Origin of the sequence: Streptomyces sp. AV19 (assembly GCF_015999245.1) — a bacterium.
Classification (GTDB): Bacteria; Actinomycetota; Actinomycetes; order Streptomycetales; family Streptomycetaceae; genus Streptomyces.
Genome location: NZ_JAEAMR010000006.1, coordinates 320,330 through 340,078, shown reverse-complemented (window position 1 = coordinate 340,078; position 19,749 = coordinate 320,330). Strand labels below are relative to the sequence as shown.

17 protein-coding genes are annotated in these 19,749 nt (G+C 72.8%); 10 read left to right on the top strand and 7 right to left on the bottom strand.

The features are described 5' to 3' along the window. The first annotated feature begins 93 nt into the window (after window positions 1–93). Together I5Q34_RS09320 and I5Q34_RS09315 are read left to right on the top strand one after the other, a co-directional pair. Window positions 94–1,071 carry a Rieske 2Fe-2S domain-containing protein gene (locus tag I5Q34_RS09320; protein ID WP_199891717.1) on the top strand — a complete coding sequence of 326 codons (978 nt, stop codon included), beginning with the start codon at window positions 94–96 and terminating at the stop codon, window positions 1,069–1,071. Between the two features lie 9 nt (window positions 1,072–1,080). Further along, window positions 1,081–2,463, top strand: a complete 1,383-nt coding sequence (locus I5Q34_RS09315) for an MDR family MFS transporter (RefSeq protein WP_199891716.1) — start codon at window positions 1,081–1,083, stop codon at window positions 2,461–2,463. Here the strand turns inward: I5Q34_RS09315 and I5Q34_RS35755 are convergent. The 5 genes from I5Q34_RS35755 to I5Q34_RS09290 form a co-directional block, all read right to left on the bottom strand. Continuing rightward, window positions 2,431–4,281, bottom strand: coding sequence for a helix-turn-helix transcriptional regulator (locus I5Q34_RS35755; RefSeq protein ID WP_199891715.1), 1,851 nt, complete (start codon window positions 4,279–4,281; stop codon window positions 2,431–2,433). The genes I5Q34_RS09315 and I5Q34_RS35755 overlap by 33 nt on opposite strands. A 539-nt stretch (window positions 4,282–4,820) precedes the next feature. After that, the gene (locus I5Q34_RS09305; RefSeq protein ID WP_277965414.1) at window positions 4,821–6,800 is read right to left on the bottom strand and encodes an FAD/NAD(P)-binding domain-containing protein; all 1,980 of its coding nucleotides are present in this window, start codon (window positions 6,798–6,800) and stop codon (window positions 4,821–4,823) included. 143 nt (window positions 6,801–6,943) lie between these two features. Next, on the bottom strand, window positions 6,944–8,431 hold the full coding sequence (locus I5Q34_RS09300) for an MFS transporter (protein ID WP_199891714.1): 1,488 nt from the start codon (window positions 8,429–8,431) through the stop codon (window positions 6,944–6,946). Further along, entirely contained in the window at window positions 8,428–8,901 is a 474-nt protein-coding gene (locus I5Q34_RS09295; protein ID WP_199891713.1) for a hotdog fold thioesterase, read from the bottom strand. Before I5Q34_RS09295 ends, I5Q34_RS09300 begins: the two co-directional genes overlap by 4 nt. Then, window positions 8,898–10,568 carry a class I adenylate-forming enzyme family protein gene (locus I5Q34_RS09290; RefSeq protein WP_234428628.1) on the bottom strand — a complete coding sequence of 557 codons (1,671 nt, stop codon included), beginning with the start codon at window positions 10,566–10,568 and terminating at the stop codon, window positions 8,898–8,900. The genes I5Q34_RS09295 and I5Q34_RS09290 overlap by 4 nt, the downstream gene beginning before the upstream one ends. Window positions 10,569–10,787: 219 nt before the next feature. On the opposite strand from I5Q34_RS09290, the gene I5Q34_RS09285 reads away from it, so the two are divergent. The 7 genes from I5Q34_RS09285 to fabI all read left to right on the top strand — a co-directional run bounded on the left by I5Q34_RS09285 (window position 10,788) and on the right by fabI (window position 17,458). Then, window positions 10,788–12,575: an AMP-binding protein gene (locus tag I5Q34_RS09285; protein ID WP_277965413.1), complete on the top strand. Its 1,788-nt coding sequence runs from the start codon at window positions 10,788–10,790 to the stop codon at window positions 12,573–12,575. After that, a complete protein-coding gene (locus I5Q34_RS09280; RefSeq protein ID WP_199891710.1) occupies window positions 12,572–13,702 on the top strand; it encodes a beta-ketoacyl synthase N-terminal-like domain-containing protein in 1,131 nt (376 codons plus the stop codon). Before I5Q34_RS09285 ends, I5Q34_RS09280 begins: the two co-directional genes overlap by 4 nt. Then, complete coding sequence (locus I5Q34_RS09275) at window positions 13,699–14,637, top strand: beta-ketoacyl synthase N-terminal-like domain-containing protein (RefSeq protein WP_199891709.1); 939 nt, start codon at window positions 13,699–13,701, stop codon at window positions 14,635–14,637. Before I5Q34_RS09280 ends, I5Q34_RS09275 begins: the two co-directional genes overlap by 4 nt. A gap of 50 nt (window positions 14,638–14,687) precedes the next feature. Next, the gene (locus I5Q34_RS09270; protein ID WP_199891708.1) at window positions 14,688–14,951 is read left to right on the top strand and encodes an acyl carrier protein; all 264 of its coding nucleotides are present in this window, start codon (window positions 14,688–14,690) and stop codon (window positions 14,949–14,951) included. After that, window positions 14,948–15,724: a 3-oxoacyl-[acyl-carrier-protein] reductase gene (gene fabG / locus I5Q34_RS09265; protein WP_199891707.1), complete on the top strand. Its 777-nt coding sequence runs from the start codon at window positions 14,948–14,950 to the stop codon at window positions 15,722–15,724. Before I5Q34_RS09270 ends, fabG begins: the two co-directional genes overlap by 4 nt. A 121-nt stretch (window positions 15,725–15,845) precedes the next feature. Beyond that, window positions 15,846–16,625, top strand: coding sequence for a 2,3-dihydro-2,3-dihydroxybenzoate dehydrogenase (locus I5Q34_RS09260; protein WP_199891706.1), 780 nt, complete (start codon window positions 15,846–15,848; stop codon window positions 16,623–16,625). Window positions 16,626–16,678: 53 nt separating this feature from the next. After that, window positions 16,679–17,458, top strand: coding sequence for an enoyl-ACP reductase FabI (fabI, locus tag I5Q34_RS09255; protein WP_199891705.1), 780 nt, complete (start codon window positions 16,679–16,681; stop codon window positions 17,456–17,458). A gap of 7 nt (window positions 17,459–17,465) precedes the next feature. On the opposite strand, the gene I5Q34_RS09250 is transcribed toward fabI, so the two are convergent. Both I5Q34_RS09250 and I5Q34_RS09245 read right to left on the bottom strand, forming a co-directional pair. Beyond that, window positions 17,466–18,494 carry a PD40 domain-containing protein gene (locus I5Q34_RS09250; RefSeq protein ID WP_199891704.1) on the bottom strand — a complete coding sequence of 343 codons (1,029 nt, stop codon included), beginning with the start codon at window positions 18,492–18,494 and terminating at the stop codon, window positions 17,466–17,468. A 62-nt stretch (window positions 18,495–18,556) separates the two neighbouring features. Next, window positions 18,557–19,102, bottom strand: a complete 546-nt coding sequence (locus I5Q34_RS09245; protein WP_199891703.1) for a hypothetical protein — start codon at window positions 19,100–19,102, stop codon at window positions 18,557–18,559. Window positions 19,103–19,226: 124 nt separating this feature from the next. Between I5Q34_RS09245 and I5Q34_RS34550 the strand changes: the two genes are divergently transcribed. Next, a complete protein-coding gene (locus tag I5Q34_RS34550) occupies window positions 19,227–19,661 on the top strand; it encodes a YchJ family protein (RefSeq protein ID WP_277965412.1) in 435 nt (144 codons plus the stop codon). Window positions 19,662–19,749 lie beyond the last annotated feature (88 nt).

Sequence of the window (19,749 nt, the reverse complement as noted above, 5' to 3'; positions counted from 1 at the left end):
GGCACCAATGGATACGACGACAGTGCAACTCATATGAGTGATTCTTCCCGAGGTCAGCTGCCTCGCGCCCTTTCCTGTGGTTTGCTGCGGCCCATGACCACGGGGGCGGATCTGCCGGGATCGCGGGAACTTCCGTATCCGAGCAGCTGGTTCTTCCTGGCGCTCTCCCGGGAACTGCGCCCCGGCCGCGTCCTGACCCGGCGGCTGGCCGGCGAGGACGTGGTCCTCTACCGCACCGACGACGGACGGCCGTACGCGGTGCGCCCGTACTGCCCGCACCTCGGCGCGCACTTCGGCTCCGGCGGCACCGTGGCGGGCCGGAACCTCGTGTGTCCCTTCCACCACTTCGCCTTCGCGCCCGACGGTACGTGCGTCGGCACCCCCGACGGGCCGCCACCGCGTGCGCGGGTGGAGCACCACACGATCCGCGAGCGCAACGGATTCGTCTTCGTCTGGTACGCGCCGGACGGCAAGCCGCCCGCGTGGGACGCCCCCGAATCCGCTCCGGCGGGCGTCCTGGCAACCGCCGCCTGGAGCACCGAAGTCCGCGCGCATGTCCAGGAACTCGCCGAGAACACCCTCGACTACCGGCACGTGCCGGTCGTGCACCATGTGACGCTGCGGGAGCTGGAACCCCCGCGCGCCGAAGGCCCCTGCCTCCACACCCGTCTCAGGCTCTCACCGGCCGGGCCCGCACCGCTCACGCGGTTCCGCGTCGACCACTCGTTCACGATGTCCGGGCTGGGCTGTGTACGCATCGAGCACCCCCTGCCCCCGCTCGGCCTCGTCATCTACCTGTGGGCCCTGCACACCCCGACCGGCCGGGCCAGCACCCGTCTGCAACTCGCCACCGCCTGTGCGGAGATGCGGCCGTCACGCGCACCCGGACCGCGTCGCCCCCTGCACCGCGCCCTCGCCCGGCTCATGCTGCGGATCGCGGTCGCCAAGGTCCAGGGCGACATACGGATCTGGAACACCAAGCGCTACGAGCCGCGCCCCCGCCTCACCACCGGCGACGAGGCCATCGGCCTCTACCGCCACTGGGTCCGCCAGTTCTACCCCTCCCCGTGAGGCCGCCCCATGGTGCTCGTGATCCCCCTGATGCTGGCGCTGTTCATGGCCAACCTGGACCAGACGATCGTCGCCACCGCCCTGCCCGGCATCGGTGCCGACCTCCACGCCGGGGCCGACGTCTCCTGGATCGCCACCGCCTATCTGCTCACCGGCTCGGTCTCCACCCTCCTCTCCGGCAAGCTCGGCGATCTGTACGGCCGCAAGAAGATCCTCCAACTGGCCATCGGGGTCTTCCTGGTGGGGTCCCTCCTCAGCGGCATCGCACGCACCCTGCCCGTGCTGGCCGTCTCGCGGGCGCTGCAGGGCGTCGGCGGCGGCGCGATCACCTCGCTGGTCATGGCCATCACCGGCGACCTGGCCTCCCCGCGCCGCCGCGCCCGGCTCCAGGCCGCGCTCGGCACGGTCGCCGCCCTCGCCCTCATCGCCGGTCCACTGTGCGGCGGCGCGTTCTCCGACGGCCTCTCCTGGCGCTGGATCTTCTACGTCAACCTGCCCATCGGCGTCGTCGCTCTCATCGCGGTCGCCATGAAACTCCGCCTGCCCGCCCCGCCGGGCAACGGCCGGGTCGACATCCTCGGCGCCCTGACCGTCACCGTGTTCACCACCACCGTGATGCTGTTCACCACCTGGGGCGGGCACGACTACCCCTGGTCGTCCCCCGTCGTCCTCGGCCTGGCCGCCCTCGCCGTCGTCTCCTTGGCCTGCTACCTCGCCGTCGAACGGCGCGCGGCCGAGCCGGTCACTCCGCTGCGCCTGTTCCGCTCCGCCGACTTCTGCCTGGTCTCCGCCCAGTTCCTGCTCGTGGCGATGGTACTGATGGCGGCCATGCTGTACATGCCGATGTTCCTGCAGACCGTGCAGCTCAAGTCCGCGTTCACCGCGGGGCTCCACGTCGTCCCCCTCCTCCTCGGCCTGGTGGCCGCCGCGGTGATCTCCGGGCTCCTCATCACGCGGACCGGCCGTTACAAGGTCTATCCCGTCGCCGGGGCGGTCCTCGTCGCGGCCGGTATGGCCGTCCTCGGTCGGGCCGACCGGAGCACCGGGACCGTCGCCCTGGTCGTCCCGCTGGCCGTCGTGGGCGTCGGCATCGGCTTCTTCGTCCAGGTCTGCATCCTGGTCGGCCAGTTCTCCGCGGGCCAGGAGCACATCGGCACCGCCACCGGTGTCCTGAACTTCTTCCGCTCCCTCGGCGGGGCCTTCGGCGCCGCCCTCTTCGGCGCGGTCCTCACCGCCGGGACGCGCTCCTCCGCCCCGGACGCGGCGGCGTTCCGCTCCGTCTTCACCTGGACGGTGCCCTTCATGGCGCTCGCCCTCGCGCTCGCCCTCCTGCTCGAGGACCGGCCCCTGCCCGAGGCGTCAGTCCAGCAGCCGGGCCAGTTCGACGCGTGAGCCGATGTTGAGCTTCCGGAAGATCTGCCGGAGGTGGTAGTTGACGGTGTGCGGCGAGCGGCCGAGGCGGGTGGCGACCTGACGGTTCGTCATGCCACCCGCCACCAGGTGGGCGATGCGGAGTTCGGCCTCCGTGAGGTCGTCGAGCGAGACGGCCGCGGGGGGAGCCTGGTGCGAGGACCGCGGCGGGAAGAATCCGGTGCCCAGCTCGCGGAGGACGGATTCGACCCGGCCGGCGGCGGCGCTGGCGCCGATGGAGCGGTAGCGGTCCCGGGCGGCGCGCAGGTGCTTGCCGACCGACGCGTCGCGGCCCCCGCGTCTCATGAGCAGCATGCCGAGGTCCTCGTCCGCCGCGGCCGCCGCGAAGGGGTAACGGTGCTGCCGGACCGCGCACTCCAGGGCCTCGACGTTGTCGTGCAGCAGGGCCCAGGCGTGCAGCGCCGCCGCCGTGTACGCGGGGTCCGCGGCGGACGGCTGTGCCAGCCGCTCCACGGCGCGGACGGCGGACGCGGCGAGCGAGGTGTCCGCGGCCCGCCGGGCCAGCCGTACGAGCCAGGCGGCGGCCGCGTGGTCGCGCAGGAACAGGGAGGGCTCGGTGACGAGTTCCGGGTAGCGGCCCACGAGCAGCTTCACGGCGTTGCGCGGATCCGCGTGCTCGGCGGACACGCGGACGTCGGCCCATTGGTGGGCGACCAGCGCCGCGCGGGGTCTCCCGGCGAGCTCCGTGCCCGCCCGCCAGACCTGGTCGGCGGCCCGGCCGTTCTCGCCCCGCGCCAGGGAGATCAGCGACATCAGTGCCAGCCCGTGGGAGGCGGTCGTGCTGTCGCCGAGCCGGTGCGCCAGGGAGACGGACGAGCCGAGTTCGGCCTCGGCCTGGGCCATGTGGCCCCGGCCCATCAGGACCCGGCCGTTCGCGATCATGGAATCGGCGATGGCCCTGTGGTGGCGCAGTCGTTCGGCCAGGGCACGTGCCCGGCCGATTTCGGTGGCGCTTTCGCAGAACCGTCCCAGCTGATTCAGTTTGGCCCCGAGTGCCAGCGACGGATAGGGCCGCCAGGTGACGGGCAGGGCGCCGTTCGCCAGGCGGAGCGCCTCACGGCCCCAGTGCAGCCCTTCGTCGAGCGAGCCCGCGGCCCACTCGAGATTCGACAGCACGATCGCGGCGATCGCGGAGACGGGCGCGGCCCGGTGGGCGCGCAGGATTTCCCGGGCCCGGTCCTTGCGCCCCCGCGCGTCGTCCTTGAAGAGCCCGACGACCAGATCCGCCTCGTTCCCGGCCGCGGCGACATCGGTCAAGCCGGACAATTGGCGGGTCAGGGCGGTGTGCAACTCCTTCTCCGCGGAGGACGACAATCGTTCCCCCGCCGCGCTCTCCGCCCGGAACAGCCCGGACAGTAATTCCTCGGCGGCACCCGGGGAGTTATCCGGAGAAATCACGGGCTCTTCTTCGGGAACGGCCGGAACGGCCGGAACGGCCGGATCGGCCGCCTCGTGCCGGTGCGAGGGCGAGACGCTGTGGAGAAGCACGTGCCGCACCCGGCTGGGGACTTGCTCCTGGAGGGCCCGGTGGGCCTCCGCCGAGGCGAACGCGAGCCGGTCGCCGGCGAACTCGACCACCCCGGCGGCGAGGACCTCGTCGAGCGAGGGCAGCAGGCTCAGCGTGGTCACCGACTGCAGCTGGGCGACCTCCTGCAGCGTGAATTCCTCCCCGATAAGGGCGGCTGCCTGGACGAACTGCCGAGCACCCGCGGACAGCTCGTCGAGTTCCGGATGGGCGTGGGAAAGCATCTGGCGCGAAGTGATGACGTCATCGAGCACTTGACACCCGTTAGTGTGTAGCGGCCGATTTTGATAGTCAGTTGACCGGGCGACGCAGGCCCGGAGAATCCGTCACAATCAAATCGGCTCACCTCGCTCCAAGTTACGCACGAGTACGGCCGACCGAGCGCTACGGCATACCGCCTGAGCGCGCGCCGACGGCCGTGGGGGCAACGCACGAGATGGTACTCCACGCCGCACTAATGACCAGGCAAAACTACGTTCAGGTACCAACCACTATGGGAGCGTTGGAATACTTTGCCCAACGGGCGGCCATGGAGGGATGGTTCATGGCGGACGAAGCCCGGGGGAACAACCGGGGAACGCCGGATTCGCCCTCCGCCGGGCGGGCCGAACGGACGGGTTCGCGGTCGCGACGGCTCATGATCGGTCCGCACTTGGTCCCGGAACTGTCACCTCCGGGAGCCGGGCCGTTCTTTGCGCAACGCGAACGACACGAAGCGCAAACGACAGGAGCGGGAGCCGGGTGGGGATCCGGCTCCCGCTCCTGGGTACGGGCGGCGGTGCTGCGCGAGGGCTCAGGCGACCGCCCCTGTCCGTCCGGCGCCCCGGCCGTCCAGGGCCGCGCCGGAGCAGGCGAGGACGGCCCGCGCGATGGCGTCGGAGTCGGTGAGGGTGACGGAGTTGACCCCGGGGCGGATGCCGGCCGCGGTCACCCAGTGCACGGACTCGGTGGGCACGCCGAAGGCGAAGCGCCGCGGGTGCGCGCGGCCCCGGGCGTCCAGGAGCCGGAAGGGGCGGGGGGTGACGGCGAGCCCGTCGGTCTCGTGCCACCCGCCGTCCCGGGTCCTGATCCGGTACGGGGCGCACTCCCCCGCGTCCAGCAGGCTCCGCAGCAGCGCGTCGCCGGTGCCGCGCAGTGTGATCTCGGGCAGCCGGGCCTCGACAATGGCTTCGGCACGGACCCCGGAACCGGGCACCACGGGCGAGTGCGCGGTGAGGGCACCGGTCGCCCCGTCCACGTCCACCCGCATCCCGGGACCGACGACGGACAGGACGCCGGCCTCGATCAGGGCGGTCATCTCCTCGACGCGCCGCGTCGGCGGACCGATGGACAGGAACGCGTTGAGCGGGGTGAACCAGCCGTCGAGAGCGTCGCGGTGCGAGTCCCCGTGCAGTCCGCCGTGGTCGACCAGCTGCCGTATCTCGTTGCGCAGGTCGCGCAGCACGTCCAGGGCGGCCTTGCGCGGACCGTGCACGTTGCCGGCCCGGGCCTCGGCCACGTCCTGGCGCAGCCGGTCGAGCAGCCAGCACTCGAAGGCGGCGGGGCCGCTGAACTCCTCGTCCCGGTACGGCCGGGCGAGCAGGTCCCAGTCCCAGCGGTCCTTCTCCCCGATGTCGTGGGCGTCGAGGATGCGCTGCTCCTCGCCGGTGCCCCACGGGGCGTGCACGTACGCGCTCTCGAAACACCGTGCTTGCAGGGTGAGTTGCCGGGAGGCGAGCAGGGTGCGGTAGTAGACCGTCTCGACCTCCTTGGCGACCAGGGGCCAGATGTCGCGCTCGAAGTCGAGGCCGGACTGCCGGGCGGCGCGGGCCTTCAGAGCGGCGATGCGCTCCGGGGTCAGCAGCAGCGGCTCGTGGCGGCCGTGCGGGCCCTTCTGGTTCTCGCCGCGCGCGTGGTAGGGGATCCCTCGCCGCGAACCCGCGTACAGGCGCGGCTCGTTGCCCGACGCGTGGTAGACGAGCCGCCCGGCGGACCGCGTGAAGGAACCGCCCCGGCCGGCGGTGAACAGTGCCATGTAGTCGAAGAAGTTGAGCCCCAGACCCCGCACGATCACCGCCTGGCCGGGGCGGATCGCGCCGAGGCCGACGTCCGCGGGGTTGGCCGGCGGGACGTGGTGGATCCCGTGGCGCGCCGCCCGTGCGGCCAGGTCGCGGTCGGCGCGCGAGGCCCGGGCCGGCAGGTGGCCCTGGGCGAGGACGACGGCGTCGAGATGCCGCAGTTCCGTGCCGTCCGCCAGCACGACGGCCTGCCGGGGGGTGTCCGTGGTGCCGTCCTGCTCGTCCCGCAGGGCCACGGCCCGGGTACGGTGTTCCGTCACGGTGACCGAGGACGGTGCGCCGGCCACGATCCGCGCGTGGACCCAGCGCAGGTACTGCCCGTAGAAGGCGCGGGTGGGATAGCTGTCGGGGCCGAGCTCCCGTGCCTCCGCGAGGACGTCACGGCGCGGCTCGCCGAGGCACGCGTCGTCGGCCTCGCCGGCGAGCAGCGCCCGCGCCCACTCGTACAGGCTGGGCCCGGGCTCCAGCGGCCCCTCCAGATCGACGCTCGCGTCGGTGAACACCGAGATCTGGCCGGCCACGGTGTTCATCAGCAGCTGCCGGGACTGGTCGGTGCGCCACACGCCGCCCGCTCCGGGGGCGTACGGGTCGACGACGTGGATGTGGACGTCCGTGCCGGCGGCTGCCCGGCCGGCGTTGGCGCAGAGTCGTTCCAGCACGGACAGGCCACGCGGCCCCGCGCCGACGAGGCATATGGTGTGCGGTCTGGCGATCACGGCCGGAACTCCTCCTGGTTTGCCTGTTGCGGTGGCTGGATCGGGGTGTGCGGCACTGACGGGGGCATGCGGAACCAGGCCCACGGGCGAGGTGGGCCCGGATCCGGGCGGTGGATGACGGAAAAGGAAGAACTGACGGAACGTCAGTTCGTCGGCGCCGGGCGGCCGGCGATGCGGCGGAAGATCCCCAGCATGCTCATCACGACGAGGCACATGGCCAGGCACACGGACGCGGCCCACACCATGGCGTCCGCGTACGAGGTGCCGGGCGCGCGGTCACCGGCGACGGCGAAGAACAGCGCGCCGACGGCGGCGACACCGGCCGAACTGGCGAACTGCTGCGCCGTGGTGAGCGCCCCGGACGCCATGCCGGCCTTGTTCGCGGGCACTTGCAGCAGGGCGGCACCGATGAGCGAGGGCAGCACCACGCCGTTGCCCAGGCCGACCAGGGTCAGGCATCCGCAGATCCAGGCCACGCCGGTGTCCGCGCCGGCCGTGTGCAGCCGCAGGACGAGGATCAGCAGGCCGACGGCCGTCACCGCGCTGCCGGCGATGAGGGCGTTCATGCCGTAGCGGGCCGACCACTTCTTGCCCGCGATGGACGTCACCATGTAGGCGGCTCCCATCGGGGTGAAGGCGAGGCCGGCGCGGACCGGGCTCAGGTCGAGGCCGCCCTGCAGGAGCAGGGTGAGCGTGAAGATGAAGCTGCCGAAGTAGACATAGAAGGCCGCGCCGGCGACGATGCCCGCCCGGAACGACGGTCCGCGGAACAGCGACAGGTCGAGGACGGGATCCCCGCCCCGCGTGCCGAGCCGCTGCTCCCACCCCAGGGTCAGCGCCATGAGCACGGCCCCGCCGGCCATGCACAGCCAGGTCCAGGCGGCCCAGCCGGACGAGTGCCCCAGGGCCAGCGGGACGAGGACCATGCCGAGCGAGACGCTCAGTCCCAGCGCCCCGACCGGGTCGAGGCCGGTGCCGCGACGCGGCTGGGAGGCGGGCAGGATCCGGGGGGCGAGCAGCGCGACGACCGCGCAGATCGGGACGTTGACCAGGAAGATGGCCCGCCAGCCGAGCCCGGCCACATCGGCGTCGAGCAGCAGGCCGCCGAGCAGCTGGCCCGCGATCGAGCCGATGCCCGCCGTCACTCCGTAGGCGGCGATGGCCCGGGGGCGCTCCGTGGGGGCGAAGGTCGCGGTGATGGTGGCGAGGACCTGCGGCGCCATCGCGGCGCCGGTGAAGCCCTGCACGAGCCGTGCGGCGATCAACTGCCCGGGTGTCATGGCGATCCCGCACAGCAGGGAGGCCATTCCGAATCCCGCCATGCCTGTCGCGAACATCCTGCGGTGGCCCAGCAGGTCACCGAGGCGCCCCCCGGTGACCATGCCGCTGGCGAGCGCGAAGGCGTAGCCGCCCACGATGAGTTCGAGTGCCGTGCCGCCCGCTCCGAGGTCGTCCTGGAGGGACGGCGCCGCCACGTTGACCACGAAGAAGTCGAACTGGGTGATGAAGGTGCCCGCTAACAGGACCGCGAGCACCGCGCCCATGGACGCGCCCCGCACTGCTTTCGGCTGCCCGGAACTGCCCTCGCCCGAAGGGATCGAAGCGGTCGCCCGGGAATCAGCATCTGTCATTTCTTTCCTCGTTGCATGCGCTGCGAAGTGTTCGGAGTGACTGTAATCCGCGCCGTGCACGTGCGATTACCCGCCTCGTCGAGGACGGCCACGTCGTACGAGGCCGTGGCCGGCCCGAGGTTGAGAGCGGTCGCCACCCCGGTGACGATGCCTCCGCGCACCGCGCGGTGGTGCGTGGCGTTGATGTCCACGCCCAGGGCTATGTGGCCGCCGCCGGCGTGCAGGGCCGCGCCGATGGAGCCCAGCGTCTCCGCGAGGACCACGGACGCGCCGCCGTGCAGCAGGCCGTAGAGCTGTTTGTTCCCCGCCACCGGCATCGTGCCGACCAGGCGGTGGGGCGAGGCCTCCAGAAGTTTGATGCCCATGCGCGCGGCGAGGGTCTCCGGGGCGCCGGGTCTGCTGATCCAGCGGGCCAGTTCGTCCGGGTCGGTGATCGGTTCCTGCCGCGGGAAAGCCGGGGTCTCGGTCATCGGGCGACAGCGCCCCCGACGCCGGCGGTGGCGAAGGCCGCCGTGCCGGTGGCCGCGTAGTCGGCGAGGTCGGCGTACTTCTCGCGCAGCTCGCGCTTGAGGACCTTGCCGGTGGGGCCGACCGGGATGCCCGACTCGTCAGCGGCGATCTCCAGCAGGGCCAGCGGGGGCTGACCGGCCGCCGACAGCGCCGCGTTGGCGCGCTTCAGCAGGTCCCCGGGGTCCGCTCCTTCCGCCGCCCTGACCACGGCCACCGGCGCCGGGGTGCCGTCGAGGCGGCCGGCGGCCACCGCGCAGTCCCGGACCTCGGCCAGGTGCATCAGGAGGATCTCCTCCATGAGCACCGAGTAGCCGTCGCCGTCGGGCGTGCGGATCGCGTCCACGGCCCGGTCGACGTGGAAGAAGTCGTCCCCCTCGCGGTACACCAGGTCGCCGGAGAGCCAGTAACCGGCCAGTTTGCCGCGGTAGTAGGTGTCCGCGTCGTTCCAGTAGCCGGGGATGACGGACGCGCTGCGCAGGCCGAAGAGGCCCACCTCGCCGTCCGCGGCCTCGGTCCCGTCCTCGCGCAGCACCGCCACCTCGCCGGCCGGAACCGGGTTGCCCAGGAAGCGCGGCCGGGGCGGGGTGTCCCGGTCGACGTAGCGGCGCAGGGTCGCCCACCCCAGCTCCGAGGAGCCGAGGCCGTCGCTGAAGACCGAACCTGGCCTGCGCTCGCCGTCGACGAGGTGGTGGCCGTGGCGGAGCAGCTTGCGGATGTGGGCGTCGTGCGCCGCGTCACCGGTGTTCTGCCACTCGCGCACCGAGGTGAAGTCCTCGGGGTCCAGCTCCATGCCCGCGAGTTCCGAGTAGGTCTGGTTGAACGCCAGGATGCGGGTCGGCCGGTGCTCCCGGGCGCCGCGTGCCACTCCGGCGCCGGTCTGGTCGGAGAAGGAGATCAGCGGCAGTCCGCACAGCAGCGAGTAGAAGGTGTACGCGATCGCGGACGAGTGGGACTGGGGCGCCGCCGAGAGCAGCACGTTCGGGGCCTCGGGCACGGACAGCCGCCAGCCCGGGCCGTGCAGGCTCTGCCGGTGCGCCCAGATGACGGGCTTGGGGTTGCCGGTCGTGCCGGAGGAGTGGCACAGGAAGACGGGGTCGTCGTCGGCGTGCCGGTACAGCGCGCCGTCGGGGAGGGTGCGCCGGCCCGGGCCGCGCGCCTCCTCGTCGGTGACGGTCCAGCGCAGGCCCGCCAGCTTCTCGTGCCGGCCGTCGAGCAGCGCCAGCCGGTCCGCGTCGGTGTACAGGCCGACCGGGTCCACCCGGGCCATCAGGCCGAGCGCGAGCGCGGGGTCCATGCGGCCGTTGATGAGCAGGGGGATGGCGCCGATCCGGGCCAGCGCGGCCAGTTGCACCTGGTCGTCGAAGGAGTCCTCGATGTAGACCACGACGCGGTCGCGTGCGCGCACGCCGCGGTCCCAGTGGAACGCCGCCCACGCCTCGGCGAGTTCGTCGAGCTGGACGAGGCTGAATTCCGACTGCCGCGTCCCGTCGAGGTGATAAATGGGACGGTCGGCGACCAGACAGACCGCCTCCGGGTGGGGGCTCAGTTCAAGGGCCTTGCGCCAGGCGTTCCCGCCGCCCACGGAGGGGTCCTCATGAATGCGCGTTCGGGTCTCCTGGTCGAGCATGGTTCGCGTCGTGAGCGGCATCTTCACCTGGCCTCGATCGGGATCCGGTGCGCCTGATGTGTCGCACCACGTCTGCGGACGACGTTAGTTCGGCGCGTTGACCTGCGGCACTACCTGATCGAGTAGGTGGGCCCGGTGGCGGCCTACCTCTTCACGCGGTTCCCGCGACGGCCGGCGCCGCAATAGCTTTCTGGCCACCGGCAGGAAGGGAAGCCACCAGTGACCACGGAAGCCCCACTGACTACACGAGCGAGCGCCGCACGCGATCGCCTCCGCGAAATCGTGGCAACGGTTCTTGAAATGGAAGCGGCCGAAGTGGGCGATTCGGACCGGTGGGTGGACGAACTCGGCATGGACTCCCTGGAGAAGGTGGAGACCGTCACCCGCATCCGGGAGGAGTTCGGCCTCGCCCTCCCGGCGCGGGAGGCGTCGCGCATCGGCTCCGTGTCCGACGTCCTGCCGCTCCTCGACGCCCGGGGGCACGACCTCGTCGAGCGCCTGGTGGGCCGCCAACTGGCCGCCGGACGGGGCGAGCAGCTCTCCTATACGGATCCGGACGTGGGCGCGGTGACCTACGCTGCCCTGTACGAGGCGGCCCGCGGCTACGCCGGCGCCCTGGCGGAGGCGGGAGTCGCGCCGGGCACGCGCGGCGTCGTGCTGGCGGAGGACTCGGTGGCCACCGTGGTGGCCGTCCTCGGGCACTGGTGGAACGGGTCCGTCCCGGTCATGGTCAGCCCCCTGCTCGGCGACGACGACATCGCGTTCGCGGCCGAGGACTGCGCGGCCCGGATCGTCCACCTCGACGGCACCGACGCCAAACGCTCCGCCCTGCGCCAAAAGCAGGCCGGCCGCGCGCTCGTCGACGGCGAGGACGTCCGCCGGGACCTCGCCGGAACACGGCCGCCGGCCGTCCTGCGGCCCGCCGCGGCCGGACCGGCGCACGTCTGGCCCGCCGACGGCGAGACGCTGGTGCAGTACACCTCGGGCAGCACCGGAACGCCCAAGGGGGTCCGGCACTCCGCCGCCGGCGTCATCGCCATGATCGACGGGTTCGGCGACACCCTGGGACTGCGCCCCGAGGACCGCTTCCTGACCACGGCACGCCTGTCGTTCGGCTACGGATTCGGCAACGCCTTCCTGTGCGTCCTCGCGGCCGGCGCCAGTGCCGCCCTCGTGCGGGGCACCGTCGACCCCTACGTCACCGTCGACGCGCTGCGCACGCACCGTCCGACCGTGCTGTCCTCCGTCCCCCGCCTGTACGCCGCGCTGCTGGCCCTCGGCGAGGAGGAGCGCGACGTGTACGGCCCGCTGCGGCTGTGCACGACCGCGGGCGAGCACTGCCCCCCGCAACTCGCCGCCCGCATCCGCGAGATGACCGGGGCCGACCTCGTCGACTGCTTCGGCGCCACCGAGGTCATGCACGTCGCCCTGACCACCCCGCCCCGGGGCCGGACGGACGGCCCGCTCGGCTTCCCCGTGCCCGGCGTCCGCGCCACCGTGCGCGACACCGCCGGCGCCGAGCTGCCCCCCGGGCAGGACGGCCGGCTGCACATCGCGGGCCCCACCGTCGCCCTCGGCTACGTCAACCGGGAGGGGCTCGACGCGTCCTCGTTCGTGGACGGCGGCGTGTACACCGGCGACCTGGCACGGCAGGAGGCCGACGGGTCCTTCACCTACCTGTGCCGGGCCGACGACATCATCAACCTCGGCGGCTACAAGGTCGTCCCCGCCGAGATCGAGAACGTGGTGCGCGGCGTCGAGGGCGTCGCGGCGTGCGCCGTCGTGGCCGCCCGCGACGACAGCGGCCTCGAACAGGCCGTCGCCTGCGTCCAGGTGGCCGAGGGCTTCGACGCGCAGCGCACGCGCAAACAGGTCATAGCCACCGCGCGCGGGGAACTGCCCGCGCACAAACGGCCCTCGCGCGTCGAGCTGTTCGACTCGTTCCCCACGACGACGAGCGGCAAGGTCTCCGTCCGCCGCCTCCGGGAGCGGGTGACGGGCGCGTGACGTGGGACATCACCGGGCTCGCCGCCGTCACCAGCCTCGGCGCCGACGCCGAGGAGAGCTTCGCCGCGATGCGGGCCGGCCGCGAAGGACTCGCCCCCACCCGGATCTTCGACTCCGGCAGGTACCGGGCCAGGCACACCTACCCGATCGACGACCTGCCCGCGGACGGCCGCGACGTGCCGCTGCGCGCCACCGGCTGGCTGCTGACGGCCGTCGCCCAGGCACTGGCCGACGCGGGACTCGACGAGGACCTCACCGACGTCCCCGTCCTCGTCGGCACCACCCTGCGCGAGCAGCGCAGCCTGGAGCTGTGGTGGCGCGAAGGCGCCGAACTCGCCAATGATGACCTGTACTTCGGGCCCGCGCTGCGGCGCCGGTTCAACGCCGTCACGAGCTACACCTACGCCAACGCCTGCGCCGCCTCCCTGTACGCGCTCGGGCTCGGGGCGGACCTGCTGGAGCTGGGACTCGCCGACACCGTGGTCGTCGCCGGCGTCGACTCCATCGCCGAGTCCACCTTCGCCGCGATGGACCGCGCCCAGACACTGGTCCCGGACGCGGTGCGCCCCTTCGACCGCACGCACAAGGGCATGGTGATGGGGGAAGGCGCCGTCGCCGTCGTCCTCAGGAAGCCCGGCACCGGCGGCGAACCGCCCGTCGCGCGGCTGCGGTCGGTGGCACTCAACTGCGACGCCGTCCACCCCACGGCGCCCGACCCCGCGGGCATCACGACCGCCGTCCGCGAGGCACACCGCCGCGCCGGGGTGAGCCCCGGCGACATCGACCTGGTCATGCTGCACGGCACCGGCACCGCCCGCAACGACGAGACCGAGGCCACGGTGATGACCGAGGTCTTCCCCGAGGCCCCCGGCCCCCTCATGACGGCCGCCAAGTCCTCGGTCGGACACACCCTCGGCGGCTCCGGCCTGCTCAGCCTGATCACCGCCGTGCTGGGGATGCGGCACGGCGCCGTACCGCCCGTGGCCGGGCTGACCGACCCGATCGACGAGGCCGCCGGGCTGCGCCTGGTGCGCGGCGCGAGCGCCCCGGCGGAGATCCGCCTGGCCCAGGTGAACGCGTTCGGATTCGGCGGGATCAACGCCGTGGCAGTGGTGGAGAAGGCATGAGCAACGACCCTGCGCGCACCGTGTCCGTCACCGGAACGGGGCTCGCCGTACCCGGACTGTCCGGCGCGGCCGACCTGTTGGGGACGGCGCCGGCCGACGGCGGCTTCGATCCGGAGACCGGTCTGACCGGCCGCGACCTCCGGCACAAGGACCGCGCGACCCGGCTCGCCCTGCGGGCCGTCGGACCGGCCCTGGAGGACGCCGGACTGTACGACGCGTCCGACGGCTTCACGGCCGACCCCGCCGCCACGGCGGTGGTGGTCAGCTCCAACACGGGCAACTACGACAGCGTCTGCGGATACGTCGACACCGCCGCCCTGCGGGGCTCCCGCGCGCTCAGCGCGACGGGCCTGCCGCAGACCTCAACGAGCGGCATCGTCGGCTGGATCGCCATCAACTACGGCCTGCGCGGCCCCACCGTGGGGCTCGGCAACGGCCCGGCCGGCGGCCTCGACGCCCTGCACTGGGGCCGCAACCTGATCGCGGTGGGCCGCGCCGACGTCGCCGTCGTCGTGGGAGTCGAACCGCACAACGACGTCGTGGCCAAGCTGCTGGGCACCACGGCGGTCGACGGCGCGGCGGCGGTCGTCCTCGAATCGGCGGAACACGCCGCCCGGCGCGGGGCGCGGCCCCGCGCGGTCCTGCGGGGATACGGCCGCGCCCCCGGCCTCGACGACGCAGTGCGCCGCGCGGCGGCCGACTCCCCCGGTGGTACGGGCCTGTTGCTCACCGACCGGGCCCCGGCCGAAGGCGCGCCGTACGACGTCCTCGACCTGCAGGCCCGGCTGGGGCACTGCTCCGGCGCGCTCGGCGTGCTCCAATGCGCCGCCGCCACCGCCTGGTTCGACCGGGGCGGACACGGACCGGCGCTCGCCACGTCCGAGGCCACCGACGCCGCGGTGGCACTCTTCCTCGCGCCGCCGCACGCTTCCTGAACCACCGCCTCCCGTCTCGCACACCCACACACCCGAGAGGAAACACCATCATGTCCGAAACCGCCCCCGCCACCGTCGTCGACCTGGAGGAACTCCGGCAGCTCCTGGCGGTCACCTTCGACCTGCCCGCCGAGGAGATCACCGACGAGGCCCACTTCGTGCAGGACCTGGGCATGGACTCGCTGATCACCCTGGAGATCGCGACCCGCCTGGAGGACCGCTACGGCATCGAGATGAGCGACGACGAACTCAAGGCCATCAGCACGCTCCTGCACGTCCGCGACCTGCTCGAGCAGAAGCTCGCGAACGCATGACCGGGCCGGTCGCCCCCTCCCCCGACTCCGCCGCCGGCGAGCGGCGGGTGGCCCTCGTGTCCGGCGGCTCCCGGGGCATCGGCCGCGCCGTCGTGTCCCGCCTGGCCGGGGACGGTTACGACGTGGCCTTCTGCTACCGGTCCGACTCCGCGGCCGCCGACGGGACGGTCGAGGCGGCCCGCGAGGCAGGGGCGCGGGTGTACGCCAGGGCCGTCGACGTCTCCGACCCCGAACAGGCCCGCCGGTTCGCGGCGGACACGGAGCGGGAACTCGGCACGGTGCACACGCTCGTCAGCGCCGCGGGCATCACCCGCGACCGGCCGCTGGCCTTCATGACCGACGAGGAGTGGGACGCCGTCCTGACCACCAACCTCGACGGCACCTACGCGATGTGCCGGGCGGTGATCTCCCGGATGGTGCGCCGCAGGAACGGCTGTGTGATCACGCTGTCGTCCGTCGCGGGGGTGCACGGCAACGCCGGCCAGACCAACTACTCGGCCTCGAAAGCCGGAATCATCGGCTTCACCAGGGCCCTGGCCAAGGAGTGCGGTTCCTACGGGGTGCGCGCCAACGTCGTGGCACCCGGCTTCATCGACACGGACATGACCGCGGCCCTGCCGCAGAAGACCAGGGACCAGCTCAAGGGCCGCATTCCGCTGGGCCGGTTCGGGGAGGCGGAGGACGTCGCCCACCTGGTCTCCTTCCTCGCCTCGGACCGCGCCGCGTACATCACCGGACAGGTCCTGGGGGTCGACGGCGGTCTGGTCGTCTGACCGGAACCGTCCGGTCACGTCCTGAGAAGCCACGTCCTGAAAACGGGGGAGCTCGGTCGATCGCATGGTTCGCGAGCACACAGTCGACTCAACAGGGAGCAGTGCAGCGATGCAGAAAGCCATGGAAAACAAGACGGCCCTCGTCACCGGCGCGGCCAGCGGCATCGGTGCCGCCGTGGTCGCGGAACTCCGCAGGCGGGGCGTGCGGGTCGCGGCCGTCGACCGCGACGCCACCGCGCTGGAGAAGCTCGTCGCCGAACTCGGCGGGAACGGCGACGGGGAGGGGGCCGTGACCGTCTTCACCGCCGACGTCACCGACGCCTCGGCCGTCGACGACGTGGTGGACGCCGTCGAACGGCGTCTGGGGCCGCTCGACTACCTCGTCAACGGGGCCGGTGTGCTGCGCGTCGGCGAGGTCGTCGGGTTCACCACGGAGGACTGGGCCGCGGTGTTCGCCGTGAACACCACCGGCGTCTTCCACGTGAGCCGGGCGGTGGCCGAACGGATGGTCGCCCGCCGCCACGGCGCCATCGTGACCGTCGGCTCCAACGCGGCGAACACCCCGCGCGCCCAGATGGCCGCGTACGCCGCGTCCAAGGCCGCCGCCGCCCAGTTCACCAAGTCCCTGGGTCTGGAGGTCGCCCGCCACGGGATCCGGTGCAACGTCGTCGCCCCCGGCTCCACCGACACCCCGATGCTCGCGTCCATGCTGGACGGCGACTCCGGTCGCGCGGCGACCATCCAGGGGCGCCCGGAGGTGTTCAAGCTCGGCATCCCGCTCAGGAAGCTCGCGCGGCCCGAGGACGTGGCAGAGGCCGTCGCGTTCCTGCTGTCGGACGCGGCCTCGCACATCACCCTGCACGAACTCACGGTCGACGGCGGGGCGACCCTGGGCGCCTGACCGGCGCGCGCCGCCACCCCGGTACCTCACCCCTGTAAAGGATCACTGAAGTCATGAGCGGAATACTCGACGGCAAGCGCCTCCTGATCACCGGCGTCCTCAGCAAGGACTCCCTCGCGTTCCACGTGGCGCGCCTCGCCCAGCAGGAGGGCGCCGAGGTCGTCCTGACCGCCTACGGGCGGCGCAGCCTGGTCGAGCTGATCGCCAAGCGGCTGCCCCGGCCGGCTCCCGTCGTGGACCTCGACGTGACCGACCGGGAGCACCTGGACACCCTGGCCGACCGCGTTGCCGCACACCTCGGCGACGACCCCGCGCTCGACGGCGTGGTGCACTCCATCGCGTTCGCCCCGCAGGACGCGCTCGGCGGCAACTTCCTCAACACCGGCTGGGAGTCCGTGGCCGTGTCCCTGGAGATCTCCGCCTATTCGCTCAAGTCCCTCACCAAGGCGGTGCTCCCGCTGCTGTCCCGGCGCGGCGGTGCGGTCGTCGGGATGGACTTCGACGCCCAACTGGCCTGGCCCCACTACGACTGGATGGGCGTCAGCAAGGCCGCGCTGGAGGCCACGTCCCGCTACCTGGCCCGGGACCTGGGCCCCCGGGGCATCCGCTGCAACCTGGTCTCCGCGGGGCCGGTGCGCTCCACGGCGGCGAAGAACATCCCCGGGTTCAAGGAGCTCGCGGACGCCAGCGTGGGCCGCGCGCCGCTCGGCTGGGACCTGGAGGACCCGGAGCCCGCGGCCCGCGGCGTCGTGGCGCTGCTGTCCGACTGGTTCCCCGGAACCACCGGCGAGATCGTGCACGTGGACGGGGGCGCGCACGCGGTGGGCGCGTGAGGCCGTCTCACCTCCTGGGCGCCGGCACCCGCCACAGCGTCGACGGCCGGTCCTCGTCCCCCGGATGCGACTCGAAGGCGATCCACTTCCCGTCCGGCGACCAACTGGGCGCACCGTCATACGACTTGGGATCGCGCGTGACGCGCACCGGCTTCCCGCCCGCCGCCGGGACCACGAAGACCTGCGGCAGGTCCAGCCCGCCGGCCGTGGAGGAGAAGACGACGGACTTCCCGTCGGGCGACCAGCTCGGGTCGGTGTGTTCGCCGGGGACGTCGGTGAGCCCGCGCAGTCCGGTGCCGTCCGCGTTCATCACGTACAGCGCCCAGTCGCGGCCGCGTTCGCGCCGCTGGAGCACGAGGCGGCCGCCCTTCGGGGACCAGTTGGGCTGGCGGTTGTCGGTGCGGGTGGCGGGGCCGTCGAGGAGGCGGGTGCGGTGCGTGCCGTCGCGGCGGATCTTCCAGATCGAGCCCTCGCCGCCGCTGTCGCCCGTGCCCTCCGGGCTCTCCTGGCTCTGTTTGCTCTCCTGGAAGGCGATCCACCGGCCGTCGGGCGAGAAGCTGGGCTCCAGGTAGCCGGTGTCCCCGTCGTGTTCGGTCACGCGCACCGGTTTCCGTCCGGAGCCCGGTTCGAGGGTCCACACCTCGTCGCGGCCCGCGCGGTCGGAGGTGAAGGTGAGCCCGGCCGAGGGGTGCCAGCTGGCGCCGGGGAGGTTCACGGCGGCCCGGTCGTGCTCGTCCAGGACGGTGCGGGGCTTCTCCCGGGCGGCATCGCCGCGGAAGGGAAGGGTCCGCAGGGCGGCGGCGCCCTCGTTGTAGCCGTCGTGGAAGACGGTGAAGAGGAGGGACTTGCCGTCCGGGGAGAAGGCCGGGTTCTGGGCGCTGGTCCGGCCGCCGGGGCGGTGGAGGAGTACGGCTCCGTCGGCACGGGCCGGGGACGGGGGTGGGGACGAGGGCGAGGGGCCGGGGTCGTCCGGGGAACCGCACGCCGCCAGGACGAGCGCGGCCGGCAGAATCGTCACGAGCAGGCGCGTGCGCACGCGCCGACCCTAGCCGACGCAACTCGCCCGGAACAATGGCGACTTGAGACACGCCGAGGCGCTCAGCGCCCCGTGGGCAGCCCTACCGGCAGCGGTACGGGCGTGGGCAGCCCGTTCAGGCCGCCCACGAGGGTCAGCAGCTTCTGCAGGCCGGCCACCACCTTGGTGACGTCGCCGGGTACGGCGCCCGGGTTCTTCGCCAGGTCGTCCAGGAGCTGGTTGATGTCCTTGGTCACCTGGTCGAGGGTGGCCTTGATGTCCGTGGTGGCGTCCTTCTTCTTGTTCTTCGGGTTGGCCGGTTCCTGCTGGGCCTGGGCCCGGGCGGAGGCGTGCAACCGGACGCCCTCGTCGGCGAGCTGACGCTGCAGGACCTTCAGCCTCGCCAGGTCCGGCCTGGCGGCCTGGGCGTCCTTGGCGATCCTGGCGCCGAGGGACAGCGTGTCGCCCAGGCTGCCGAGCACGGCGAGCCGGGCGGTGACGCCGGGGACCACGACGGGTCTGGGCTTCGGCGCGGCCACCGGCTCCACGGCGACGGCCGCGCCGGCGAGGCCGAGTGCGAGCGAGCCGCAGAGGGCGAGGGCGACGGTGGTGGGCTGTTTCACGGGCATGGGGGCTCCTTTCCGGTTCGTGCCCACCGTCTGCCGGGCTGTCAGGGCTCGCAACCGCGAGCGCCCATCTGGAGGCTTGATCGCCGATGCGGCGGGACGGGTTCCGCCGGGGGACAATCGGGGCGTGCCGAAGAAGAACAGAACGACCAAGAGGACCGAGAGGACCGGGCCGAGCATCGCCCCCTCCTCCCCCTGCCCCTGCGGCCTGCCCGCCTCGTACGCGGACTGCTGCGGCGCCTTCCACGGCGGACGCTCCTCGGCCCCGACGGCCGAGCGCCTGATGCGCTCGCGCTACAGCGCCTTCGCGGTCGGCGACGCGGCGTACCTGCTCCGCACGTGGCACTCGTCGACCCGGCCGGAGGCGCTGGACCTCGACGGGCGGGTGCGGTGGACGGGCCTGGAGATTCTGGCGACGTCGAACGGGACGGCGTTCCACGCGGAGGGGACGGTGGAGTTCCGGGCGCATTGTCTGTTGCCCGGGGGTGTGCCGGACTCCCAGCAGGAGCTGAGCCGGTTCGTGCGGGAGGACGGGCGGTGGGTGTATGTGGACGGGGTGTGATCCTTTGTGATCCTTGTGGGGTTTTGCCCCGGACCCGCCCTTTCACCGTTTCTTCCGGGGCGAGCCCCGGGGCCCGTAACGCGGCTTC